21 protein-coding genes and 1 tRNA gene are annotated in these 22,952 nt (G+C 69.7%); 11 read left to right on the forward strand and 11 right to left on the reverse strand.

Annotated elements, in window-relative coordinates:
• Positions 1 to 50 precede the first annotated feature (50 nt).
• On the reverse strand, positions 51 to 605 hold the full coding sequence (locus ACZ561_RS36130) for a hypothetical protein (protein ID WP_471003672.1): 555 nt from the start codon (positions 603 to 605) through the stop codon (positions 51 to 53).
• A 283-nt stretch (positions 606 to 888) separates the two neighbouring features.
• Here ACZ561_RS36130 and ACZ561_RS36135 point away from each other — a divergent pair, with 283 nt between their 5' ends.
• Positions 889 to 2,007, forward strand: a complete 1,119-nt coding sequence (locus ACZ561_RS36135; RefSeq protein ID WP_471003675.1) for an ADP-ribosylglycohydrolase family protein — start codon at positions 889 to 891, stop codon at positions 2,005 to 2,007.
• Here the strand turns inward: ACZ561_RS36135 and ACZ561_RS36140 are convergent.
• Both ACZ561_RS36140 and ACZ561_RS36145 read right to left on the reverse strand, forming a co-directional pair.
• Positions 1,992 to 3,530: a sodium:solute symporter family protein gene (locus tag ACZ561_RS36140; protein ID WP_471003678.1), complete on the reverse strand. Its 1,539-nt coding sequence runs from the start codon at positions 3,528 to 3,530 to the stop codon at positions 1,992 to 1,994. The genes ACZ561_RS36135 and ACZ561_RS36140 overlap by 16 nt on opposite strands.
• 209 nt (positions 3,531 to 3,739) lie before the next feature.
• Positions 3,740 to 4,522 (reverse strand): SDR family oxidoreductase, encoded by a 783-nt coding sequence (locus ACZ561_RS36145; RefSeq protein WP_471003681.1) that lies wholly within the window; start codon positions 4,520 to 4,522, stop codon positions 3,740 to 3,742.
• A gap of 82 nt (positions 4,523 to 4,604) precedes the next feature.
• Here ACZ561_RS36145 and ACZ561_RS36150 point away from each other — a divergent pair, with 82 nt between their 5' ends.
• Positions 4,605 to 5,426: a hypothetical protein gene (locus ACZ561_RS36150; RefSeq protein WP_471003683.1), complete on the forward strand. Its 822-nt coding sequence runs from the start codon at positions 4,605 to 4,607 to the stop codon at positions 5,424 to 5,426.
• Between the two features lie 87 nt (positions 5,427 to 5,513).
• On the opposite strand, the gene ACZ561_RS36155 is transcribed toward ACZ561_RS36150, so the two are convergent.
• The 3 genes from ACZ561_RS36155 to ACZ561_RS36165 all read right to left on the reverse strand — a co-directional run bounded on the left by ACZ561_RS36155 (position 5,514) and on the right by ACZ561_RS36165 (position 7,746).
• The gene (locus ACZ561_RS36155) at positions 5,514 to 5,714 is read right to left on the reverse strand and encodes a DUF397 domain-containing protein (protein WP_137988782.1); all 201 of its coding nucleotides are present in this window, start codon (positions 5,712 to 5,714) and stop codon (positions 5,514 to 5,516) included.
• 267 nt (positions 5,715 to 5,981) lie between these two features.
• Complete coding sequence (locus ACZ561_RS36160; protein WP_471003686.1) at positions 5,982 to 6,842, reverse strand: helix-turn-helix domain-containing protein; 861 nt, start codon at positions 6,840 to 6,842, stop codon at positions 5,982 to 5,984.
• A 199-nt stretch (positions 6,843 to 7,041) separates the two neighbouring features.
• On the reverse strand, positions 7,042 to 7,746 hold the full coding sequence (locus tag ACZ561_RS36165) for a GOLPH3/VPS74 family protein (RefSeq protein ID WP_376443311.1): 705 nt from the start codon (positions 7,744 to 7,746) through the stop codon (positions 7,042 to 7,044).
• A gap of 162 nt (positions 7,747 to 7,908) precedes the next feature.
• Here ACZ561_RS36165 and ACZ561_RS36170 point away from each other — a divergent pair, with 162 nt between their 5' ends.
• The 3 genes from ACZ561_RS36170 (at position 7,909) to ACZ561_RS36180 (ending at position 13,120) form a co-directional block, all read left to right on the forward strand.
• Positions 7,909 to 10,320: a D-alanyl-D-alanine carboxypeptidase family protein gene (locus ACZ561_RS36170; RefSeq protein WP_471003690.1), complete on the forward strand. Its 2,412-nt coding sequence runs from the start codon at positions 7,909 to 7,911 to the stop codon at positions 10,318 to 10,320.
• A 240-nt stretch (positions 10,321 to 10,560) separates the two neighbouring features.
• On the forward strand, positions 10,561 to 12,249 hold the full coding sequence (locus ACZ561_RS36175; protein WP_471003693.1) for an MFS transporter: 1,689 nt from the start codon (positions 10,561 to 10,563) through the stop codon (positions 12,247 to 12,249).
• Positions 12,250 to 12,337: 88 nt separating this feature from the next.
• Complete coding sequence (locus ACZ561_RS36180; RefSeq protein WP_471003696.1) at positions 12,338 to 13,120, forward strand: adhesin; 783 nt, start codon at positions 12,338 to 12,340, stop codon at positions 13,118 to 13,120.
• Positions 13,121 to 13,156: 36 nt separating this feature from the next.
• On the opposite strand, the gene ACZ561_RS36185 is transcribed toward ACZ561_RS36180, so the two are convergent.
• Both ACZ561_RS36185 and ACZ561_RS36190 read right to left on the reverse strand, forming a co-directional pair.
• Positions 13,157 to 13,636, reverse strand: a complete 480-nt coding sequence (locus tag ACZ561_RS36185; RefSeq protein ID WP_471003733.1) for a diadenosine tetraphosphate hydrolase — start codon at positions 13,634 to 13,636, stop codon at positions 13,157 to 13,159.
• A gap of 100 nt (positions 13,637 to 13,736) precedes the next feature.
• A complete protein-coding gene (locus ACZ561_RS36190; protein WP_471003699.1) occupies positions 13,737 to 15,293 on the reverse strand; it encodes a right-handed parallel beta-helix repeat-containing protein in 1,557 nt (518 codons plus the stop codon).
• Between the two features lie 162 nt (positions 15,294 to 15,455).
• Here ACZ561_RS36190 and ACZ561_RS36195 point away from each other — a divergent pair, with 162 nt between their 5' ends.
• The 5 genes from ACZ561_RS36195 to ACZ561_RS36215 all read left to right on the forward strand — a co-directional run bounded on the left by ACZ561_RS36195 (position 15,456) and on the right by ACZ561_RS36215 (position 18,716).
• Complete coding sequence (locus ACZ561_RS36195; RefSeq protein WP_471003702.1) at positions 15,456 to 16,037, forward strand: VOC family protein; 582 nt, start codon at positions 15,456 to 15,458, stop codon at positions 16,035 to 16,037.
• Positions 16,030 to 16,833, forward strand: coding sequence for a MerR family transcriptional regulator (locus ACZ561_RS36200; RefSeq protein WP_471003705.1), 804 nt, complete (start codon positions 16,030 to 16,032; stop codon positions 16,831 to 16,833). Before ACZ561_RS36195 ends, ACZ561_RS36200 begins: the two co-directional genes overlap by 8 nt.
• 164 nt (positions 16,834 to 16,997) lie before the next feature.
• A complete protein-coding gene (locus ACZ561_RS36205) occupies positions 16,998 to 17,732 on the forward strand; it encodes a hypothetical protein (RefSeq protein WP_471003707.1) in 735 nt (244 codons plus the stop codon).
• A gap of 133 nt (positions 17,733 to 17,865) precedes the next feature.
• Complete coding sequence (locus tag ACZ561_RS36210; protein ID WP_471003710.1) at positions 17,866 to 18,036, forward strand: hypothetical protein; 171 nt, start codon at positions 17,866 to 17,868, stop codon at positions 18,034 to 18,036.
• Positions 18,037 to 18,191: 155 nt separating this feature from the next.
• Positions 18,192 to 18,716, forward strand: a complete 525-nt coding sequence (locus ACZ561_RS36215) for an Imm21 family immunity protein (protein ID WP_471003735.1) — start codon at positions 18,192 to 18,194, stop codon at positions 18,714 to 18,716.
• A gap of 93 nt (positions 18,717 to 18,809) precedes the next feature.
• Here the strand turns inward: ACZ561_RS36215 and ACZ561_RS36220 are convergent, their stop codons facing one another.
• Positions 18,810 to 19,247 carry a hypothetical protein gene (locus tag ACZ561_RS36220; RefSeq protein ID WP_471003713.1) on the reverse strand — a complete coding sequence of 146 codons (438 nt, stop codon included), beginning with the start codon at positions 19,245 to 19,247 and terminating at the stop codon, positions 18,810 to 18,812.
• Between the two features lie 215 nt (positions 19,248 to 19,462).
• Complete coding sequence (locus tag ACZ561_RS36225; RefSeq protein WP_471003716.1) at positions 19,463 to 20,056, reverse strand: hypothetical protein; 594 nt, start codon at positions 20,054 to 20,056, stop codon at positions 19,463 to 19,465.
• A gap of 207 nt (positions 20,057 to 20,263) precedes the next feature.
• Here ACZ561_RS36225 and ACZ561_RS36230 point away from each other — a divergent pair, with 207 nt between their 5' ends.
• The gene (locus ACZ561_RS36230) at positions 20,264 to 22,588 is read left to right on the forward strand and encodes a hypothetical protein (protein ID WP_471003718.1); all 2,325 of its coding nucleotides are present in this window, start codon (positions 20,264 to 20,266) and stop codon (positions 22,586 to 22,588) included.
• 267 nt (positions 22,589 to 22,855) lie between these two features.
• Here the strand turns inward: ACZ561_RS36230 and ACZ561_RS36235 are convergent.
• Positions 22,856 to 22,937: transfer RNA gene (locus tag ACZ561_RS36235), tRNA-OTHER, on the reverse strand.
• Positions 22,938 to 22,952: the final 15 nt, after the last annotated feature.

Genomic DNA, 22,952 nt, shown 5'->3' on the forward strand with positions numbered 1-22,952 from the left:
GATCCACCGGACAGGGGCGGCCTGGCCGACCCCGATCCACCGGACAGGCGCTAGCGGCGGTCGCGCAGTGTGTAGCCGCCCTCGATCACGCGGGCGTCGGCGGCCGGCGCCATGCACTTCGTGAGGAGCGGCTCGCCCTTCAACGTGGCCCCGGAGAGCCCGATGCGCGCCTCGCCACCCTTCTCCGGGACGTAGAAGCTCACGCCCATACGGGTGTTCGGCTCCAGCACCTTCCCCCAGATGTGGCCGGGGCTGGTGCGGACCAGGCGGCCCGTCACGGTGGCGGTGGGGCCGCCGGTGCTGAGGCAGTCGACCTTGAACTCGCCCCAGTGGATGATCCCGTCGATTTCGTGAGAGATGCGGAAAGTGCCCCAGGAGCGGATGGGGAGGCTGGCGGGGCCGAACGCGGCATGGGCGTCCACACTGACCCGGACCGCCTCGTCGGCTTCGGCATAGGCCATCCGCGCGTCGCCCTCGAGGGACGAACGGAGGGGTGCGTTCGCCGGCGCCGGTTCGGCGGGGGCGGGCGCCGCGACGGCGATGGGCGCGGCGACGGCGGCGACCAGCGCGAGCAGGGCGGCGGCCCGCAGGGAGTACTTCAGCACGATGGGGCTCCGATCGAGGAGTACGGCACGTCCCGTCGAGCATCGCCGCCTCCCGTGTCGCCGGACGTCAGCCGAGGGGAGGGTCCGCCTCCGCCGCGTGGGGGAGAGGGCTGCACGGGAACGCCGGCGCGGACGGATCGGTGCCGTGAGCTCGGGTGAACTGTGATCAAACCCGGCCCGAAGGGCGTCCGACCACATAACGTTCCGCACTGCGAACGCGCGAACCCGGTCGATTACAGTGCTGCGAGATCTGTGCGCCGAGGGTTTCCGGGGGAGGTATGTCGTGACCACGAGCGCTGCGGCCGTGTGGGGCCGCGCCGAACAGCAGGACTTCCGGGCCCGGGTCCGTGGCTGTCTCCTCGGCGGGGCCGTGGGCGACGCCTTCGGCGCGGGTGTCGCGACGCTCTCCCTGGACGGGATCCGGGCCTCCCACGGCGCCGAGGGGCTCACCGAGCCGGTCCCCGTGTACGGCAGACGCGGCGCGGTCACCGCCGCCAGCCAGATGACCCTCTTCACCGTCGACGGGCTGATACGCGCCCAGGTCCGCCGCGACACCGGCGCCTGGCACCCGCCCACCGACGTCCACCGCGCCCATCTGCGCTGGGCGGCCACCCAGCGCGACTGGGGCCCCGACGAGCGGCGTACGGACCTGGGGTGGCTGGCCCGGGAGGAGTGGCTCTACGCCCGCCGCGACCCCTCGCGCGCCTGCCTCACCGGTCTGGGCGACGACGTCCTCGGCACCCTCGACAAGCCCAAGAACCCTGACGCGACCGACTCCGGGGCCCTGGTCCGCTCGGCGCCCTTCGGGCTGCTCGTCGGCTGGGAGCCGCAGCTGGTGTGCCAGCTGGCCGTGGAGTGCGCGGCGCAGACGCACGGCGACCCCGCCGCGTATCTGGCGGCCGGCGCGCTCGCCGTCGTCGTGCACGGGCTCGCGCGCGGCGAGAGCGTGGACGGCTCGGTGCAGCGGGCGCTGGCCCAGCTCACCCCGCGCCCCGGCCACGAGCCCGTCACCGCCGCGCTCCAGCAGGCCCTGGGAGCCGTACGCCAGGGGATGCCGAACGCGGGCCGGGTCACCGATCTCGGCGCGGACGAGGACCGGGCGGAGTGCCAGCTCGCCGCCGCCGTCTACTGCGCCCTCGTCGGCGAGGACATCCGCCACGGTCTGCGGCTCGCGGTCAACCACGACGGCCCCTCCGCCGTGACCGGAGCCGTCACCGGCGCCCTGCTTGGCGCTCTGCACGGCGAGACGGCCCTCCCGCCGGCCTGGCTGGCCGAACTGGAGGGCCGTTCCACGATCCTCGAGATCGCGGACGACTTCGCGATGGAGATGACGCAGGGCGCCGCCCTGCACAGCCCCTCGGAGTCGCACCCGGGCTGGCTGGCCCGCTACCCGAGGGGCTGACCGGCGCGGTCGCCCGCGGCCTGCGGGGGTACGGCGGCGCCACCGTCGTCGGAGTTGATCCGGTCCAGGACCGCGTCCCGCTCCGGGGTGTCCTCCGGCTTGACGAAGCCGATCAGGATGTAGAGGACGAGGGAGGTGGTGAGCGGCGAGACGATCTGGATCTGCAGCTCGATGCCGTCCAGTCCGTAGTTGGTCAGCCAGAAGGCGAAGAGGCCCGCCGCCCAGGAGACGAGTGCGGCCGTCGGGCCGGACTTCCGGAAGGTCTTCAGCAGGCCCAGCATGAACGGGATCGCGATCGGTCCCATCAGTCCGGCCACCCACTTGATGACGACGGTGATGATGTCCTTGAAGGCAGGGGAGTTGACCTGGGTGGCGACCGCCATCGAGAGGCCGAGGAAGGCGATCGTCGACCAGCGCGCCGCGATCAGTCCGGCGTGCTGCGTCCAGCTGCGGGCCGCCTTGCTCATGGCGGGGGCGATGTCGCGGGTGAAGACGGCCGCGATGGCGTTGGCGTCGGAGGAGCACATGGCCATGGTGTGCGAGAAGAAGCCGACGATGACCAGGCCGAGCAGCCCGTGCGGCAGCAGCTGTTCGGTCATCAGGGCGTAGCTGTCGGAGGCGTCGGGCTTCTTCGGGTCGACGAGCAGCGGCGCGACCCACATGGGGAAGAAGAGGACCAGCGGCCAGACGAACCACAGCACCGCGGAGAGCCGGCCCGAGCGGGTGGCCTCGCGGGCGCTGGGGGTGGCCATGTAGCGCTGGGCCTGGTTCCACATGCCGCCGCTGTACTCGAAGGTCTTGATGAAGAGATACGCGAGCAGGAACGTCATCGTGTACGGGCCGGCGGTCGGCGCGGTGTGGCCCTGGAGCTCGGGCCGGTCCCACACGGTCCACAGGGCGCTGAAGCCGCCCAGCTTCGCCATGACGGCGACGAGCATCGCGATCCCGGCGAAGAACTGGATGATGAACTGTCCGAGTTCGGTGAGCGCGTCGGCCCACAGACCGCCGACGGTGCAGTAGATGCCGGTGATCACGCCGGTGATGAGGATGCCCTGGTTGAGGGAGATCCCGGTGAAGACGGAGAGCAGGGTGGCGATCGCCGCCCACTTCGCACCCACGTCGACGATCTTCAGCAGCACCCCGGACCAGGCGAGAGCCTGCTGGGTGGGGAGGTTGTACCGGTTCTTCAGGTACTCCAGCGGCGAGGCGACATGGAGCCGCGAGCGCAGCCGGTTGAGGCGGGGCGCGAAGAGGTGGGCGCCGATGGCGATGCCGATCGCGATGGGGAAGGACCAGGTGACATAGGACGTGACACCGTACGTGTACGCGATGCCGGCGTATCCGGTGAACATCACCGCGCTGTAGCCGGACATGTGGTGGGAGATGCCGGAGAGCCACCAGGGCATCTTCCCGCCGGCGGTGAAGAAGTCGGAGACGTTGTCCACGCGCTTGTGGGACCAGACGCCGATCGCGACCATCACGCCGAAGTAGCCGATGAGCACGGCCCAGTCGAGACTGTTCATTGAGCCCCCTCCAGGGGTCCGGTCCGCCTTGTGAACGCCGTTCATGGTGTGGTGAGTTGGAGGGCCAGGACAACGCGGTGGAGGGTCAAGAGCAAGTAAAATCGTTCCTCTTGATGACCTGCGTTCATATCTCTGAACTCAGATGGGGGTAAAAAGGGCCGCACGGTACGCCGTCGCGTACCGTGCGGCCCGGTCTCCGCCCGTGGGTACTACCGCATCAACTCTCCCGCGTTGACGAGCAGCGACTGCCCGGTGATCGCCCGCGCCCGGTCCGAGACCAGGAACGCCGCCGCCTCCGCCACGTCCCCGTCCGTCGCCAGCTCGGGCAGCGCCATCCGCTCCGCGAGCCGCGCCAGCACCTCGTCCTCGGCCACCCCCTCCGTATGCGCGGTGAACTGCACGTACGCCTGGACCGGCGGGCCCCACATCCACCCCGGCAGCACGGTGTTGACCCGAATCCGGTGCGGCCCCAGCTCCCGCGCCATCGAGTACATCGCCGAGGTCAACGCCCCCTTCGAGGCCGCGTACGCCGCCTGCCGCACCTGCGAGGGCGCGGCCACGGCCGACTGCGTGCCGATCAGGACCACCGAACCTCCCCGCTCCTTCAGTGCCGGCAGACAGGCCCGGGTCATCCGCAGCGTGCCGAGCAGATTGACGTCCAGGACCCCCTGCCAGGTGGCGAAGTCCGCGTCCTCGATCCCACCGAAGTAGCTGTCCCAGGCGGCGACATGGACCACCGCGTCGATCGCGCCGAACCGCTCCAGAGCCAGCGCGGCCAGAGCCTCGCACTGCGCCTCGTCGGTGATGTCGGTGGCCCGGTGGGCGGTCCGCCGCCCGCCGGGGTCGATCTCCGCCGCCGACTTGGCGAGGTTCGCCTCGGTGCGCGCGCCGAGGACCGCGTTCCCGCCGTCCCGCACCACGGTTTCGGCGATCCGGTGGCCGAGTCCGGCGCCGACACCCGACACGACCACGGTCTTTCCCTGAAGCAGCATCCGGGTGCCTCCCGACTCTGGCCATCGATCTGACGACCCGTCAGAGTAGGAGCCTTCGAAGGACAAGGGAAGGGGTACGGGCATGAGTGACGAGACGTACGCGGAGCTGGCGGCGGTCGGGCCGTACGGGGTCGACCCCGGCCACGCACTGATCACGATGGTCGAACCGCACCCGGGCCACGAGTACGCCTACAACCGCTGGTACGAGGACGACCACTACTACGCGGGCGCGATGGCGATGCCCTGGATGTTCGCCGGCCGCCGCTGGGTCGCCACCCGCGACCTCCAGGAACTGCGCACCCCGGAGAAGTCCGCGGTCGCCCAGCCCGTCACGGCCGGCTGCTACCTCTCCACGTACTGGGTCACCGAGGGCCGCTACGACGAGCACATGAAGTGGACCGTCGCCATCAACAAGCGGCTCAACCGCGACGCCCGCGTCTATCGCGACCGTACGCATGTCTTCACGAGCTTCCAGGACCACGAGGCCACCGTGTACCGCGACGGGGCGGCCGGACCGCGGGACTTCCACGCCCTCGACCACCCCTACGCCGGCCTGGTCCTCCAGGTCGTCGACGCCGAGGGGCCGGAGCAGCGGGCCGAGCTGCTCGAACGACTGCGGTCGAGCGAGCTCCCGAGGCGTCTCGCCGGATCACCGGCCGCGATGGTCACCGTCTTCCGGCCGACGCCGCTGCCCGGGGACCGTATGACGTACGTGAAGCAGGTCGAGGGGGTCGACACCCGGCTGACCCTGCTGTGGTTCCTGGAGCGAGACCCGCGCGCCTGCTGGGCGGAGCACTTCGCCGACCTGGACACGGTCGGCGGCGAGTGGGGGCGGGTCGAACTGGTCGCGCCGTTCATTCCGACGGTGCCGGGCACGGACCGGTACGTGGACCAGTTGCGCTGAGGACATGGCCGAGCCCCCTCGGCCAGGACGGCGGACCGGTCGAGAGGGCTCTTTCCGTACGACATGTGGTGCTCGGGACACGCGGGCTCAGAGCGCCCCGTTGCTCACTTCACCGACGAAGGCGTTCCACGAGGCCGAGCCGAAAGCGATGGACGGACCCTCGGGGGCCTTGGAGTCCCGGACCGCGATCGCGGCCACGACGGGAGACTTGACTTCGACGCAGGCCCCGTTCCCGCCGGAATACGAGGACTTCGTCCAGGTGTCCGTAGCGCCCTGAATAATCGCCATGTTCTTCACTCCGGTTCTGCCAGTAGGTGTCGCGCCAACTCATGCTGGCGTGATCGACGCTACTCGTCGGCCCCGCCGCGTGGGGGCGGCGTTCACCCGACCGGATGGCATATTCCAACTGTGCTTCCGTTGGCACGAGTCCGGGGTGTACCGTACGGGCCTCTTCGGCGGCGGCCCCGGCCGAATGGCTGCTTTCACGGCCGAATCGGAGAATTCGGAAGGGCCGCCGCTTTCCACTCTCAACCGGCGGCTCTCACCCAGCCGTTCTCACCCCGCGGCGTAGCTCTTCGCAATGTCCGAAATGAACTCCCGGGTCTGCTCCACATTCAGGGCCTGTGCCCGCAGGTGCTCGTACATCACGCTGTACTTCGCGACATCCTGGGCCTTCTCCAGATAGAGGTCGCTCGTCACACCCTCGATGTAGACGACGCTGGAGTCGGACGTATCCGGGAATTCCAGGATCGCGTAATGTCCGCTGATGCCCGGATGCGCGCCCATCTCGAACGGCAGCACCTGCACCGTCACATGCGGCAGCTGCGACTGCTCCACGAGATGCTCCAACTGCTGGATCATCAGCTGCTTGTTGCCGACCAACCGGCGCAGCGCGCCCTCGTCGATGACCGCCCACAGGCGCAGCGGTCGCTCCCCGTCCTTGATCCGGTCCTGGCGCCGGGTGCGGACGGTGACCCGTTTGTCGATGTCGGTCGGGTTCGACTCCGGCAGCGCGCCGCTGATCACGGCCTCCGCGTAGCCATGGGTCTGCAGCAGGCCGGGGATGATCTGGGGCTCGTACACCCGCAGGCTTTCGGCGTCCGTCTCCAGGCCGATGTAGACGCTGTACGGGATGTCACCGAAGGCGTGCCACCAGCCCTGCTGGCGCGAGTCCTTGGCCATCTGCATCAGCGACTCGACGACCCGCTCGTCCTCGACCTCGTACACCCCGCAGAGGTCGCGGACATCGCGCTGACTGATGGAACGACGGCCGTTCTCGAGGCGGCTGATCTTCGACTGGGAGACGAGGAGACGCTCGGCGACCTGCTCGGCCGTCATGTTCTTCGCTTCCCGGAGCCGGCGCAGCTCCTGGCCCAATCGGCGTCGCCTGACGGTGGGGTTGACGTTGGACGCCACGGAAACTGCACCTCCGGCTGTCGGCTGCGTAGCTGTGAGTATCTACTGCTTGGCAGACTGCCACCAAAGGTGTGGTGTGCGCTGGGAAATGACGACAACGCAGGGGCAACGCGGAAACGCACGTGTGCGGCTCCCGGAACGGATCCGGTCGATCAGGTGGATCCGGTGGAACTCGAGGATCCGGTCGAGCTCGTGGAACTCAGTGCACGGCGGCGCGCGCCATGCTCCCGCGGCGCGGCTGCTGTGGAACGCCGCCCGGGGCACTGCGGCGCGGCTGTGCGGCCACACCGTTCTGGACGTCCATCACGGCGTGCGCCACGAGTCCGCCCATGGGGTCGTGTCGGATCAGATCGCGCAGCCGAGACCGCGACGACCGTCCTTCGTTCCCCGGGTACAGGTGCTTGCCGAGACCGACCGCGTGGGCCAGTGCCGCAAGCGCCGCGGTCCGCGGGTCCGGCGGTACGCCGGTGCGGATCGCACTGTCCAGCCGGGCCCTGATGTCCCGGCTGATCGCCGTCTCCGTCGCCTGGTAGCGAGTCGTCGGCAAAACCCCGCACATCTGGCCCTCCACGGCATGGACCATGCCGCAGCGCTCCAGGTGAGCGAGATAGATCTGGCGCAGCCCCAGTCGGGGCCCGCCGATCCAGTGGACCGCCCGAACCGGACTGCCACGCCTGCGCAGCAGCTCCAGTGCGGAGTCCAGAGTCGGATCTCCGGTCGGCCGTGGCATCACCACGGCGATACGATCCCCGTCAGGGGCTATCCGTCCTGCCAGAGCCAGCTCCACTAGCTGTGCTCCGGCGAGGCCGAGGTCGAGCGACTGCGGCTGCGCTGTGGTACCCGTGGCCGGGTCCAGAGCGAGCAGCAGAAGCTCCTCCGGAATTGTTCTGCGGCTCCTGCCCATCCATGCCTCCCCGCGTGGATGAGTCACAGGGTGACCCCTCTCACATTCATCTGTCGAGAGCGCCTGGGTGCTTCGTACGGGAACCAGTAGGTATGTCGTTCTCGTCTAGCACGGGGGCCAACGGGTTCACACAGGACACTGGTACACGGTTCGGACGTACGCATGACGCATGGAGGAGGCACGGTGGCGGGCGAGTCCCCCGACAAGGCGGAGCAGCAGGAGTCTTCGCAGGAGGCTTCTGCGGGTGGCGGCGGCAGGGATCCGCGGCTGTCCGTGTTCCGTGAGTCTTCGTCCTCGTCGACGGGGTCCACGGGTTCGACGGCGGGTGCCGCGACGGCGTCGCCGGTCCAGGTCGACCAGCCGACGGCCGTCTTCAAGACCCCGACGCCGCGCACCTCGGTGGACGACGCGCCGTCCTCCGATGCTGTGTCCGAGGAGGCCGTGTCCGAGGAGGGCGTGTCCGAGGACGCGAGGTCTCAGGGCGAGGCGCCTCATGAGGCCCCCGAGGGCGACCGTCTGCGGGCGGCGGTGGCGGCGTGGGTCGCCTCCGGCGACGGGGAGGGTGCGGCCGGCGGGGAGTCGGTCGAGGCAGCCGACGAGGCGGCTGACGCCGACGGCGAGGACGAGGCGGAGGGCGACACCGCCGCCGAGGTCGAGGCCGAGGCCGAGGCCGAGGTCGAGACGGACGTAGCGGACGAGGTCGAGGCCGACGGCACCGATGCCGACGACGCGCCCGCGGACGGCGACGAGCCGGCCGCGGAGGTCGCGGAGGCCGACGCGGACACCGTCGCCGACACCGACACCGACGCCGACGCGGACACCGACGCCGACCGTGAGGCCGAGAAGGCTCGGGACTCCTGGTTCGCCGCGCGCAAGCTTGCCGAGGACGAGCCCCAGGCGGACATCGAGCCCGAAGACGCACCCGGGGCCGCCGACGAGCCCGAGGCCGCCGACCAGCCCGAGGCCGATGAGTCTCCCGTCGACCAGCCCACCACCATGTTCAGGGCCGTACGGCCGCCCGTCGTGGACCAGCCGACGACCGCGCTGAAGCTCCCGCCGCTCCCGGAGCCCCCCGCGCCCCCGAAGCCCGCAGCCGAGCGCCCGAGCACGTTCGTACCGCTCCGCGCCGATGCCGCCACTTCCAAGGCCCCTGAGGCCAAGGCCCCTGAGGCCAAGGCTCCCGAGGCCAGGGCCCCGCAAGCCGAGGTGCCCGGGGCGAGGACCCCCGTGCCCCCGCCCCCGCCGTCGCTCACCGAGGCCGAGCGGACCAAGCAGCAGCCCATGCCGCCGCTGCCCCCGCTCGACCTGCTCGCGGAGCTCACGAACACCCCGCCCCCGCCGCAGACCCCCATGCGCACCACCATGCGGCGCGTCCGGATCTGGACCCCGCTGGTCATTCTTCTTCTGATCATCTTTGCAGTCGTACAGTTCGTCCGACCGCTCCCGCCCCCCACCCTGAAGCTCACCGCCTCGCCCACCTTCACCTTCGAGGGCGGCGAGCTGAACATGCCGTGGCCCACCGAGGGGCAGGGCGCGGCCGAGGTCGAGGGCGTCGGTTCGCTCGGTACGTACGGGGCCCAGAAGCCCGCCCCGCTCGCGAGCGTGGCGAAGACGATGACGGCGTACGTGATCCTCCGTGACCACCCCATCAAGGGGAAGGAGACCGGCCCCGAGATCGAGATCGACAAGAAGGCCGCGGACGAGGCCGGCGCCGAGTTCGAGTCGACGGCAGCGGTCAAGGAGGGCCAGACGTACACGGAGAAGGAGCTGCTCCAGCTGCTCATGATTCCGTCCGCGAACAACGTGGCCCGGCGGCTCGCCCGCTGGGACGCCGGTTCGGAGGCCGCGTTCGTCGAGAAGATGAACGCCGCCGCGAAGGACCTCGGCATGACGGACTCGGTCTACACCGACCCGTCGGGCCTTGAGTCCACCACCGTCTCCACCCCGCAGGACCAGCTGAAGCTGGCGAAGGCGGTCATGCAGTACGACGTGTTCCGCGAGATCGTGAACATGCCGAACCTCACCGTCGACGGCATCCCCGGTCAGATCGAGAACAACAACAACATCGTGCTGGAGCCGGGTGTCAGCGGTATCAAGACCGGCTCCTCGACGCCTGCCGGCGGCAACCTGCTCTGGGCCGCGAACACCGTCATCGACGGCAAGCAGCGCCGGATCCTCGGCATCGTCATGGGGGCGAAGGACGCCAAGCTGCTGCACGAGAAGCTCCAGCTGTCGATCGACTACAGCCTCAAGCTGATCCAGGCGGCGCAGAAGGACGTCACCTCCGCCGCCGTGGTCCGCAAGGGCCAGGTCGTCGGCCACATCGACGACGGTCTCGGCGGGACGACTCCGGTGATCGCGACCAAGGAGCTCAAGGCGATCGGTTGGCCGGGCCTGAAGGTGGACCTGGAGCTCACCGACGACGGCAAGGGCGTGCCGCACACGGGCAAGGCGGGCGACGTCGTCGGCCAGGTGTCGATCGGCACCGGCACCGGCAAGGTCAGCGCCCCGGTCGCCCTCCAGTCCGACCTGGTGGAACCGGGCTTCGACAAGAAGCTGACCCGTCTGGGCTGACTCGACTGGGCACCCCGGTTCTCCGGGGTGCCCAGCTGTTAGCGTTCCGGACATCGAGACATGCGCGAGAGGCAGCACGGGAGAGGGCCGCGAGTGACCACCGCCGAGCCGACACGCGCAGACGAGGGTGCGCGGCTGCCAGCCCCCTCATCCCCGCGAATAAACCTCCCGGCGCCCCGGCCGCCGGCCGAGACGGCACCCCGTCCCCGGCCGCTGCGGCGCAAGCGGCGCTACCCCGTCATGATCGCGACGGGGGTGGCCGCACTCGCCCACATCCTCTGGTTCTTCCTGTTCGCGAACAGCGGCGGCGACCTCGCGGCGCAGGACGCGTGGGCCGAGTTCGTGGGCCGCCACCCGGACTCCGCGTACAACCTCGCCTGGTACGGCGGGATGCACCCCGTCTCGTACAGCGTGATCTCTCCGTACGTGATGTCGGTGCTCGGCGTCCGTACGACGATGATGATCGCCGGCACGGTCTCGGCCGGTCTCACGGCGCTGATCCTGGTGCGGGTGCGGGCGGTCCGCAATCCGCTGGCGTGCTCGCTGGCCGGTGTCTTCGCGTTCCTGTGCAACGCCTTGTCGGGGCGGGTGACGTTCGGGCTCGGCATGATGTTCGCGCTCGGCGCGGTCGCCGCCGTGTTCTGCTGGCCGTACCGCTGGCGCCACCGACGCTGGGCGAAGGCGGCGGTCGCCGCCCCGCTCGCCGGTCTCGCGACCGCGTGCAGCCCGGTCGCCGGCCTCTTCCTCGGGGTCGCGGCGGCCGCGCTCTTCCTGAACAAGCGGCGCCCGGGCGCGTACGCCCTCGGCCTCGCGCCGGTGCTGGTCGTCGCGCTGTCGTCCTGGCTGTTCCCCTTCTCCGGCACGCAGCCGATGTCGCTGGCCTCGACCTCGCTGCCGTTCCTCTTCGGAGTCCTCGTCCTCGTTCTCGTACCGAGTGAATGGCGCACCGTGCGTACGGGCGCGGCGGTCTACTCGGCGGGCACGCTCCTCACCTGGCTGATCGACTCCCAGATCGGCTCGAACGTCTCCCGCCTGGTGATGCTCTTCGCGGGAGTGGTGCTGCTGGCCGCCCTCCCGTACACGGTGCCGCGCTCGCGCCGCTGGTACGCGGTGGTGCTCGCCTTCGTCGGCCTGAACTTCTGGATCGGTTTCAAGGGCGTCGACGACGTCATCCGTACCGCCCCGGACGCGTCCTGGGCGCGTGAGGTGGCACCGCTGATCAACCAGCTGCAGGTCCGCGGGGCGGAGAAGGCGCGGGTGGAGGTCGTACCGGCCTCCAGCCACCGCGAGTCGTCTGCCCTCACCCCGTACATCAATCTCGCGCGGGGCTGGAACCGGCAGGCGGACATGGAGCGCAATCCGCTCTTCTACGACGACACCCTGAACGCCACGAACTACCAGGACTGGCTCGACCGCTGGGCCGTGCACTACGTGGTCCTGCCGACCGGGGCGCCGGACTCGGGCGCGGAGCGGGAGGCGGAGCTCGTCGCGGACGGCCTGCCGTATCTGAAGCAGGTCTGGTCCGACGCGAACTGGCGGCTGTACGAGGTCGACGACCCCGCGCCGCTGGCGGACCCGCCTGCCAAGGTACGGCGGGCGGGCGCGAACGAGGTCGTCATCGAGGTCGACAGCCCGGGCCGGGTACTGATCCGGGTGCCGTACTCGCCGTGGCTGGCGCTCCTCGACGAGAACGGCGGCAAGATCGAGCCGCCGGAGGAGACGGAGGCGTCGAAGGCGGCGCGCGAGGCGTCGCCGACGGAGCTGCCGAAGGTCTTCCTGAACGAGTACGGCTGCCTGCTCAAGACGGAGGCGGACGTCGAGGGCGACGAGTGGACGGAGCTGGTGGCGCCGAAGGCGGGCGTGTACCGGCTGGCGGCGCCGTACAAGTTCTTCCCACGGGGCACTGCATGCCCGGAGGAACTCCGCTGAGTCGGCCTTAGGGTGTGCCGCTATGGCATGCGAAAAGTGCGGCGGTGTGGGCAGGGGCCCGCTGCCGGGAATGGGCTGCCGGCAGTGCGTGGGCGCGGGTATACGCATCAGGCGGCGCCGGCCCGGCCGCGCGGTGGCGCTGGCGGCCGTCGCGGCGGCGGGCTGCCTGGCGGTGGTCGTGTCGCTGGCCGGGGCGGACGACCCGCCTCCGGCGGCTGCGGAGGGCGATCCGCCGATACGGACGGTTCCGACGAGAAACGGCCCGACGGAGTTCCCGGGCGCACCGGCCCCGAGCACGTCGTCTCCGAGCAGCGAGCCCCCGACCACGACGGCGCCTCCCCCCTCTTCCTCCTCCCACCCTTCCCCGCCCCACTACGAGGTGTGGGCGGGCCCGGGTTGTGCGGGCGGCGGATATACCGAGTCGGGCCGGTACGCGGACGGCTTCGAGGGCTGGTACACGGTCCGGACGGGCGGCTTCCGGGGCGGGGGATGCGACGGCCGCTTCTCGGCGCTCCCGATGTCGGGCAGCGCGACGAGGGACCACGACAACTCGGCCACGTGGACGTGGGAGGTGGGCCCCGCCTACCGCACGTGCGACCTCGCGGTCCACGTCCCGATCCCACCCCGCCCGCAGGACGCGGCCGGCGACCCGTCGGTGTACCAACTCCTGGCGCACGGCACCCCGTACGCCACGTTCACCGTCGACCAGGTCGACAACCCGGGCTCCCTCGTCCCCACGGGCCACCACCCCCTGCGCACCCCCACCTTCACGGTCCGCCTCGTCGACCGGGGCCAGGACTGGGGCGGGCCCCCCACCCGGGACCAGGCCCACCACGCGGCGGGCCAGATGCGTCTGACGTGCCAGGCATAGGGCGTGCCGGGGCGCGGTGCGCGGTCCGGTCCGGGGTCAGCGCGCCGAGCGCAGCCAGTCCAACTCGTCCCCGATCGCCGCACGCAGCGCGTCGTGCCGCGGCCCGAGCGCGTACCGCGCGTCACTCCACCGGTCGCGGGGATAGAGCCACACGGGCATCCGCACCAGGTCGTCCGGCTCCCACCCGAACCGCGGCCAGACGTGCGCGTGCAGAAAGCCGTCGGTGTTCCCCAGGATCTCCAGATTGACCCGCCGAAAGTCGCTGTCGCTCCGCCGACAAGCCCGCTCGACCGCCTCTCCGAGCCGATCCATGTCGGACAGGAAGGCCAGCCGCTTGAGCTTCGGGAGATCGGACAGCCGCTCCACCGAGGGATCGTCCACCAACAGCACCGAGTACCCCGGCAGAAACTGCACATCCCCGATCACCGCGAACCCGGCGTCCAGGCGCCGCATCACAGCCGGGTTCTCCCCTCGCAGCGCACTGCCGATCCGATCCGTCCGCCAGTCGTGATTCACCATGCGAGGAGCCTAGACACGACGTACGTCCGCATCCCGCCCCGTGCGACAGGAGCGCTGCCGGCCACGGGCCGGCGGCACTCCTGCGTTCGGAGAAGGGTTACCGCGAACCGGGGCGCTGGTGGGCGCCGATGTCGGTCGTGCCGTGCAGGCGGTTGCCGAAGTAGTCGTGCCCGCCGGCGTTCTCGATCGGCGTGCCCGCACCGAGGGCCGGGGAGCCGGGATGCAGCCGCAGGTCGCGCGGGCTCTCCGGGGTGCCGTCGAGGAACTCCGGGTCGGCCGTGACGGCGTTGGCGTCGCTCGCCGGTACGGCGCCCACGCCCACGTAGAGGTTGTGGTCGTAGGCGTTGAGCGTGTCGACGATGGGGGAGCCGCCCTCGGCGGTGCTGACGAAGATGTTGTTGCGGAAGGTGACCCCTCCCTTGCCGTTGTCGCTCACCATGGCCGTGCCCGTCTCGTCGGTCACGACGGTGTTGTTGTAGACCTGTGTGTTGGTCGTGGCGGCCGGACAGACCACGGAGATGACGCCGTACGGCGGGCTCCATGTGTTGCGGTCGTCGATGCTCACGTTGTAGCGGAAGACGTTGTCGGCCGACGCCATACCGGTGGCGTTGCAGACGAGCAGGAAGCCGCCCTGGTTGTCGTGGCTGTAGTTGTACTGGTAGACGTTGCGGTTGTTCCCGCCGTCGAAGTCGAACGCCTGTGAGTCGAGCGTCCCGTGGCCGCCGGTGACCTCGTTGTACTGGTAGACGGCGTCGTCGAAGTTCCATGCCCAGATGCCGACGTTGTAGCCGGCGGAGCGCATGTTGAACCCGTCGACGTAGTTGTGCTCGACGAGTGCGTGGTGGCCGTGCTGGAGCACGATGCCGTCGCCGCCGACGTCGATCACCTTGTTGTTGCGGATCGTGAGGTCGGTGTTGGGCGCCCAGCCCGGTGCGCCACTGTGGGGGTGTTCAGGACGCTTGCCCCAGCTGGACGCGGTGGAGATGCCGGTCCGGTCCACGTGCCGGACGGTCGAGTCGGTCACCGTGATCCCGTCGAAGCGGGTCGGGGTCGCCGTGCCACGCACGACGAAGAGGATGCCGCCCGACGGATCCGGGTCCTTGTGGTCGGAGCCGTTGACGTCGTGCACGTCCACGTCGTCGACGACGTAGTGCTCGCCCGTGCCGAAGTCCGTGAGACGGAACAGGATGCCCGCGCGGCGCTCCGTCGGCCCCGGTGCCGCGCCCTTGTTGGAGACGTCGAGGTTGCGCAGCTCCCACTGCTCGACGTTCTCCAGCAGGACGGCGGCACGGGCGCCGCCGCCCCGGATACGCGGCTTCGCGCCCTTCCCGTACGCGTCGACCCTGACCGGTGCGCCTTCGGCTCCGGACCCGGTCGGGGCGAACACACCGTCGCAGGTGCTGCCGCGCCGGAACAGGATCCGGTCACCGGCTCCGTACGGGACGGAACTCGCCTTCTCCAGCGAGTCCCAGGCGGAGCCCGGTGACGTTCCGGAGGCGCTGTCGGAGCCTGAGCCGCAGTCGATGAAGTACGTCGTGCCGGCGTGGCGCCCGCCGACGCCGGCCTGCGTGCTCGCCACGGCGGGCAGGGCGCCCGCCGTGGCCGAGAGCACCACGGCGAGAAGAGCTCTCGTGCCCCAACTGGTCATCCGCATGGAGCGTTCCCCTCTGTCGGTACGTGACGGTTCGGTGGGGGGAGGCTTCCAGGGCTCGCGCGGTCCGGGCCATGCACAGAACAACCGGAACCTTGTGTTTCTGTCGCCCCCTCACGGAGCGGGCTTGACCCTCACGTTGCGTGAGGCTGAAGGGTGGTGTGCATGAGCGACTACTACAACGCGTTCGAGACGAGTCCTGTGCCCGCCCCCGGCCCGGATGCCGTACCGCCGGAGCCGTTCCGTGGCATCTACGGAATGCCGGCCTTCGTGACGATCCCCACGACCGACGTGGTGGCGTCGGTGGACTTCTGGACCCGTGGGCTCGGATTCTTCGAGCTCTTCAGCATCCCCGGCACGCTGGTGCATCTGCGCCGGTGGGCGTTCCAGGACGTACTCCTCGTCCAGGCGGACAGAGTTCCGGAGGAGGCACCGGCGATCAGCGTCAGCTTCGCGTGCGTGCTCAGCCAGGTCGATTCCCTTGTCGAGGCCTGCCGCGCACTGCGCCCGAATGCGGTCGACGGTCCACGGGACACCCCCTGGAACACCCGCGACGTGGAGGTGATCACACCCGAGAACGCACGGATCGTCCTCACCGCGGCGAAGCCCTTCGTTCCGGACAGTCAGGAGGCACGGAACCTCGAAGCCATCGGGATCACACCGCCGGGCGGCGGCCGCGTCGGCACCGGCGGCACCGGCGGCAACGGCGGCACCGGCGGCACCGGCGACAATGAGGAGCATGCCTGATGCCACCGACGCCGATGGCCTGACCGTCGGTCAGGTCTCCAGCCGGCTGGGCGTGACAGTCCGCGCCTTGCACCACTGGGACGAGATCGGTCTGGCGCGACCGTCGCTGCGCACGGCTGCCGGATACCGGCTCTACACCGCCGTTGATCTGGAACGCCTGAGCCGCATCGTCGTCTACCGCGCACTCGATCTCGGCCTGGACAGGATCCGGGACATCCTGGACGACTCGACCGCAGACGCGGCAGGAGCGTTGCGGGCGCAGCGCACCCAGGTTGCCGAACGGATCGACCGCCTCCAGCAGCTCGGCGACGGACTGGACCGGATGATCGACGCCCACGAGCGCGGCCTGCTGCTGACCGTCGAGCAGCAGGCCGCGATCTTCGGCCCCCGGTGGGACCCGGACTGGCCCGCCCAAGCCCGTCGGCGTTACGGAGACACGGCGCAATGGCAGCAGTACGCCGAACGCTCGGCCTCTCGCGGTCCGGAGGAATGGCAGGCCGTCGCCGACGCCCAGGCCGACCTCGACCGCGCGCTCGGGGAGGCGATGGACGCCGGTGTGACACCGGGAAGCCCGGCAGCGAACCGACTCGTCGAGCGGCACCGCGAAGTCTTCGCTTCGTACTTTCCCCTCACCAGACAGATGCAGGTCTGCCTCGGCCGCAGGTACGAGGCCGATCCGGGATTCGCCGCCCACTACGACGGCATCCGCACGGGCCTGGCCACGTGGTTCCGCCAGATCGTCGACGCCGCCGCGCGCGCCCACGGCATCGACCCGGACAACGCGACCTGGCAGTAGAGCGGGGGGTGTCCGGGGGCGGCCCGGGGCGAACCCGGGACCTCACCGACGGCCAGGCTCCGCCGATGGCCAGGAGTGACCCGCCGGCGCCGGCCGCGCGCCCGCTTGCCAAGTCCGTTGGAGGTGGTCAGGGAGGGGGCTGTCCGCCATGCCATCATCCTCACGTGCTGCAGATCCCCGGATACAAAGACGGCCCTCTGGTGCAGGGCTCTGTCTACCTGGACGACCCGCTGTTCTGGCCCGTTCACCTCGGTTCCTGCTTGCGAGGTGAGGACGCGGCACGAGCCGCGTTCGGTGCCGACTGGGACGCGGCCATGGACTTGTGTCGCGTGCTGTGCGCCGAGCGCGAGTGGCCGGTGTTCAGCGTGCCTCTGCTATCCGGGCACACGATCCACGTGGTCTACCGCAACATCGCGGGAGAGCACGGGGTGGACTACCTGATGCATCACCCGGCGTGGCCGGCAGTGGAGACCGTTGCTGTGGACGACGGTCACTTCATGGGGCCCGGCATGGCCTGGCCGGAACTACTGTCCGCTGCCCGGCAGTCGGCGACAGGGGACGTTGACGACGCCCACGCCCGTCTCCTGCTGCTCTTCCCCACACTCGGCGACGCGCTGCTTCCCGACGACGCGGTCACGGCCCTCACCGCCGCGCTCGCCGCCCTCACCGTGATCGAGGAGCCCGCCGAGGTGGCGAGGATGCTCCTTGAGAACCAGGGCCAATGGACACCTGCTCACTGGAGGCAGGCGGACGGCGTCGTGATCAACGACGGAGGGCACTCCTACCGAAACCCGAACAACGCCTTCGCTCTGCCGCAAGGGCGCCTTCGGGAGATCAGTGACGCCCTGAACGGCAGGGAAACGACGGCTCACCGGTTCTCATCCGTATCAGCCGGGTGAGTGCCGGGCCATACGACGTCCTGTACGCATAGACGGACGTTCTCAACTGGCCCTGCGGTGCGGCATCTGGATCGGTGCCGTGCTCATCGCCCCCTTGCTGCACGTAGCCGGCGGTCCGGCGTACGAACGCTTCATGCGCCATTTGTGCCGTGAGGAGGGGCCGGGGCTCCTGTCCAAGGAGGAGGGCTGGGTGCATCCGGGCTACTTCGTGGTGACCAACGGCCTGGTCCTGGCTCTGACCCGGCCGACCCGCCGCGGCGGGATGTCGAGAGCAGGCTCTGCGCGCCGAAGGCCGTCCTGCTAGGGCTGGATTGCGCCACCCCGCCCGGACCTTGAACGCGGCCGACAGGCGTCTGCCGAGGGGGCATTGTCGGTGCCTGCGGGCACTCTGGCGCCATGAGCCAATCCTCGTCCATCGCAGCCCCTACGTCCCACCGTCCGCCCGTGTGGGTGGAGTCGATGGGCGGGCCTCTGATCGTCGTCCCCGTCTCGGCGCTGGATGCATGGCACGGATGCACGGGGAGTGGGATGGTCGCGGGGGACGCGACCGATGTGGACGACTACGACAGGGCCTGCGCGGTGAACGATCTTGCCGGCGTGATCGCCGTGAGCGAGAGCGGGGCGCAGGCCGTGGTGTTGGGGGACGAGCCGTCCACGACGTGCTACCTGCCCGAGCATCGCGTCTTCCTGCGCTGGCGTGCCGCCGGCTCCGAAGCCGGGCTCAGGGCTGCGGCCGAAGCGGTCCTCGCGGATCCCGCCACGCAGTGGGAGGAATGCGGGGAGTGGGTCACGGATGGTCCCGCGGTGCTCATGGATTCTGCCGAGGCAGGGGCTGACCTGAAAGTGGAGTATCCGGATGGGGGGCTGCCCGCACAGGCGCCGGTTCCCCTGGCCGCCGGCCGCTGGAGGGTTCGCGCGGTCCACACCAAGGCGGACGAGGAGAACTGGGTCGGCCTGGTCCAACTCCTGCCCGCCGGGGGCTGAACAGCAAGGGCCTGTGCGGAGGGTGCCGTGTCAGACGGTCCGGACCGTCGGAGAAGCACTCGATCCTGGCGTTCGCCGTGAGTGACCGTCGGCTCAAGTCTTGGGGTGCGTGCCTGCCGTGCCCGTGCGGGTCTCGGAACGACTGGCAGCGGCGGGGTTGCTGTTGCCGCGGTCCGGGAGACGGGCCGCCACGGCCTCCCAGAGGTGGTCTTCCCCGGCCGCAAGCAGAACCTCGAGCTGCCGCCCGGCCACGTCGCACACCAGCATGGACAGCTCGGCAACGGCGGTGACTTGGGTGTCCGGAGTTCCGAGCCGCAGTTTCGAGACGGTGCCGTCTGCGGTGGAAACGAAGACACCGGCGGGCTTCACCGTCAGGTGAGCACGGCGTCGACCTCCGCCGGAGTTGCGGAAGCGCGCGGCGCACCGGATGTGGACGGTTTCCCCGCGGTTCAGCGCGGCGACCGTCCGGGACATGCGCACGCTGCGCCATCGCTTCTGTATCCGGCGAAGGAGGGGCTGGGTGACGATCACGAGAAGCACCAGGACCGAGACGGTCTCCCACATGGACGGCTCCCGTGTCGGCCCGGCATTTCCGTGATCAAGACAGACCTGAGACTCCTCCGCAGGTCCTGCACCTCGAAACGATCCAGGACCTGAGGCTCCTCCACGGTTCTGCACCTCGGAACGATCCTATGGTCCGGGCCCCGTCGGGCTGCGGCGGCCCCAGCCAGTGGCTCGCGCAGTGGCTAGCTGTTGGGGTGGTAGCGGCAGGACGAATCGTCGCAGGAGGTGGGTACCTCCCACCGGCTGCTGATGCGGTGCAGCAGGCCCTGATCCGCAGGCCGGGCGGGGAGGTTGCACAGGATCTCGGTGGGTGAGTAGATCGGGCGCGCGTCGTCCTCGATGTGCTCGGGGTCGGTGTAGTGGAACTCCTCCCGGCGTTCCCAGGGCAGGGTGATGTGCGGCCGGTGGTCGAGGGGGTTGTCGCCGGCGAAGGAGGGGTGGAACTGCCACTGGGTGCCGAAGGCGCGGTTGTGGACCTCACCGAGGTACCAGGCCGCAACCGCGACCAGGGGCGTGTCCATCACCTTGCGGGCCTGAGCGGGGCTGTCGAACGCGTCCCGGATGAGCGCTTCGAGCCGGGGGAGAGAAGCCACGGTGAAGTCCCACGGCCCGCGGTCGGCGCGTTCCTTCGCCCAGGCGGGGAATCCGGTGCGCTGCTGTTCCAGCCACTTCTCCAGTACCGGATTGTGGGCGCTGACGTGGTCTCGGGTCTTCTCTTCGCGCAGGTACTCGGCGTACTCGTCTTCGTCCATGTCGCGCGGGTCGGTCCACTCCATGCCCCGAGACTAGGCGAACCATGTGTGCGCGGCGTAAAGATCCCGCATAGCACGTGAGTTGTCGGTGTGCCGTAAGTAATTCCAGGGCGGCCGGGGAGAGTTGAGGTCCTAGGGTGGGATGCTCCCGCACAGGCGCCGACTGACCACGGGGGCCCGTGGCGCCACGCGAGGAAATCTGACTGACCTGGGGGCCCCCAGGGGGTTTTCGTGACCCAACACATACGTTCCCGACGCCGCTGGTGGGCGCGGGCAGCGATCGCGCTGGCCTGCGCCGGCGCCGTCTCGCTGACCGGGCTCCCCGGCTGGGACCAGGCCGAGGCGAAGGTGAAGCCGCCGCTGAAGCAGGGCAAGCGGTGCGACGAGGAGTACAAGGATTTCTACGACTTCTCCGACGTCGTGGAAGGCGGCCTCCCGGCCGACGGGTACATCCGGCCGGACGCGGACCGCGACTCGTACGACTACGTCAACGGGCAGAAGCAATGGGACGGCCTGCCCGCGCCGACCGCTGATGAGCTCAACGAGATCAGCGACAACCCGGACGACTACAAGAAGGGTGACAAGCGGCGGGTCTGGGCCTACTACAAGAAGGCGCAGAAGACGACCCAGTGGAAGGGGGTGCCGTTCGAGACGTACCGGGATGACTTCTACATCCCCAAGGGCGGCAACGACCCCCGTGGCAAGGCGTACATGGCCAAGCTCGTCTACGACTTCGGCCTGGTGGGTCCGGACTGGATCTGCGAGAAGGAGTTCGAGGTCATCGACCCGGACACCAAGGAACGCTACGTACGGCGTGCGGACGCCTACAACCAGCGCACCGGGGAGATCGTCGAGGGCAAGTCGAACGACAAGCCCGACCCCACGCAACGCCCCAAGGACAAGGCGCTGCTGAAGGACCCGAACCACAAGGACAAGAAGATCTCCTACGCGTACGGGCGGGAGATGAAGGGTGGCGCGAAGAACCACGACACCGATCTGCGGAAGATCGCCCCGGACCGGGTCAAGAGGATCTCGTACAAGGCGGACGCGGTCGAGAAGGCCCCGAGCGGTACGTCGAACACCCCGACGCGTCGTGTCGATCCGTACATGAACGCCAAGCCCGGAACCAACACCGGTTCCCGGGGCGGCGGCAACGACATGATCCAGAAGTCGCCGGAGAACCCGAAGCAGCTCGCCGACCGCCTTCAGCGCATCGGCCGGATCCCTGGCATCTCCCAGATGCCCACTCCGGGCGGCATCGACTTCTCCACCCTGGAACTCCAGTACGTCGGCACGCCCGTGAAAGGCAAGGGACTGGACTATTCCTTCGGCGCGAAGGAAGACCCCGACAACGACACGGTCGGCTGGGGCGGCAGGGCGAAGGCGCAGATGGCCTCGGACGCGTTCTTCACGTGGCTGGCTCTGACGCCGGACAAGTTCTGGGTGAACCTCAACCCGGACACCCCCGGCACGATCATGGATGACAAGTTCGCGTCCACGGACGCGGGCCGGGTGCTGCTGGAGGCCGACCTCCGGCTCAAGCACGACTTCTACAAGGCCATGGACCCCAAGACGGACCTCGGCAAGAACACCTGGGACCGCCTGTCCAAGGTCAACGGCTGGCCGTGCCTGACGTCGATGCGGAACTGGATCGAGCCGAAGCCGGCGAAGGTCCGTGAGCAGGACGGCGGGATCTACATCCTCGACGCGCCGCTCAAGCTCCAGTCCGAGTACGCCGACGTCAACACCCCCGGCCCCGGCGGCGGCAAGCCCTGCCAGGACTCGCTGACCAAGGCCGAGATCGAGCACAACGAGCGGGTGTTCCGCAGCACGATCGTGCCCGAGGTCGAGAAGTGGATCAACGAGTACCCGCAGTACGCCGATCTGCGCCGTGTCTACAAGTCCCGCGTGGCGGCCGAGTTCGTCCGTCAGCAGGACGCCCAGCGGCCGACGGACTACCGCTCCATCATCAACAGCAACAACGTGGAGCAGTGGCCGATCCGCGCCCCGCACCAGGACTGGAAGAAGACCGACGTCTTCAACAAGTACGTCAAGGTCTTCAAGGAGGGCGAGTTCAAGTACGAGCTCACCAAGGGTGAAGAGGTCTGGGTCATCAGCATCGGCGGCGTGGACCTGTCCAAGCAGCCCAAGCGGAACGTCACCCAGGCCGAGTTCCGTCTCCAGAACCGCCACCTGCCGCGCCAGACCAAGACCTCGGTGAAGGCACTCACCGACGACACCGAGCGGGAGCGGCTGCTCCTCCTCGGCGGCAACAGCGCCGGGCAGAAGGACGACGACGGAGGCACCACCCCCAACCCCACCCCGACCCCGACGGACAAGCCGACCGATCAGCCGTCGACCCCGGCCCCCACCACCCCGGGCCCCGGTGACGGTACGACGGCCCCGCCGGCGAACAAGCCGGACCCGGACGGCGACCTCGCCGACACAGGCTCCGACACCCCCATCGGCCTGATCACCGGCATCGCCGCGGCGATCGTCGCCCTCGGCGGTGGCCTGATGTGGTGGATGCGCCGACGCAAGGCCCTCGACGGGTAGCCTGAACAGGCAGTACACGCCTCTTACAGCAGGGCCCCAACCCGCACGCCTCGGCAGGGTTGGGGCCCTTCTGCAAGATCGTCTGCGTTCGTGAGCCAGATCGGCATCACGCCGGAGGCCTACGCGCACGTGGCGGACGACACGAAGCGGGAAGCGATCAGCCACATGGACCGGATGCCGAGGCGCCGACGTCCGGTCCATGACCCGGTTGCCGTCGGACGGTGCGGTCAAACGGCCCAGAGCATGATCGCTCCGGGCCGTTTTGCCTGGTGCCCCCGGCAGGATTCGAACCTGCGACACCCGCTTTAGGAGTTCGATCGGGCGGGTCTTCCGGGGCCCGCTCAAGGGCGCTGCCCTGCTGCCG

The organism is Streptomyces sp. NPDC039609, assembly GCF_055596705.1.

What these genes read in the sequence shown, in the direction of transcription:
- ACZ561_RS36140 (WP_471003678.1), bottom strand. Translation starts at nt 3,530, where the DNA reads ATGAACAGTCTCGACTGGGCCGTGCTCATCGGCTACTTCGGCGTGATG.
- ACZ561_RS36145 (WP_471003681.1), bottom strand. Translation starts at nt 4,522, where the DNA reads ATGCTGCTTCAGGGAAAGACCGTGGTCGTGTCGGGTGTCGGCGCCGGA.
- ACZ561_RS36150 (WP_471003683.1), top strand. Translation starts at nt 4,605, where the DNA reads ATGAGTGACGAGACGTACGCGGAGCTGGCGGCGGTCGGGCCGTACGGG.
- ACZ561_RS36155 (WP_137988782.1), bottom strand. Translation starts at nt 5,714, where the DNA reads ATGGCGATTATTCAGGGCGCTACGGACACCTGGACGAAGTCCTCGTAT.
- ACZ561_RS36165 (WP_376443311.1), bottom strand. Translation starts at nt 7,746, where the DNA reads ATGGGCAGGAGCCGCAGAACAATTCCGGAGGAGCTTCTGCTGCTCGCT.
- ACZ561_RS36170 (WP_471003690.1), top strand. Translation starts at nt 7,909, where the DNA reads ATGACGCATGGAGGAGGCACGGTGGCGGGCGAGTCCCCCGACAAGGCG.
- ACZ561_RS36175 (WP_471003693.1), top strand. Translation starts at nt 10,561, where the DNA reads ATGATCGCGACGGGGGTGGCCGCACTCGCCCACATCCTCTGGTTCTTC.
- ACZ561_RS36190 (WP_471003699.1), bottom strand. Translation starts at nt 15,293, where the DNA reads ATGCGGATGACCAGTTGGGGCACGAGAGCTCTTCTCGCCGTGGTGCTC.
- ACZ561_RS36195 (WP_471003702.1), top strand. Translation starts at nt 15,456, where the DNA reads ATGAGCGACTACTACAACGCGTTCGAGACGAGTCCTGTGCCCGCCCCC.
- ACZ561_RS36200 (WP_471003705.1), top strand. Translation starts at nt 16,030, where the DNA reads ATGCCTGATGCCACCGACGCCGATGGCCTGACCGTCGGTCAGGTCTCC.
- ACZ561_RS36210 (WP_471003710.1), top strand. Translation starts at nt 17,866, where the DNA reads ATGCGCCATTTGTGCCGTGAGGAGGGGCCGGGGCTCCTGTCCAAGGAG.
- ACZ561_RS36215 (WP_471003735.1), top strand. Translation starts at nt 18,192, where the DNA reads ATGGGCGGGCCTCTGATCGTCGTCCCCGTCTCGGCGCTGGATGCATGG.
- ACZ561_RS36225 (WP_471003716.1), bottom strand. Translation starts at nt 20,056, where the DNA reads ATGGAGTGGACCGACCCGCGCGACATGGACGAAGACGAGTACGCCGAG.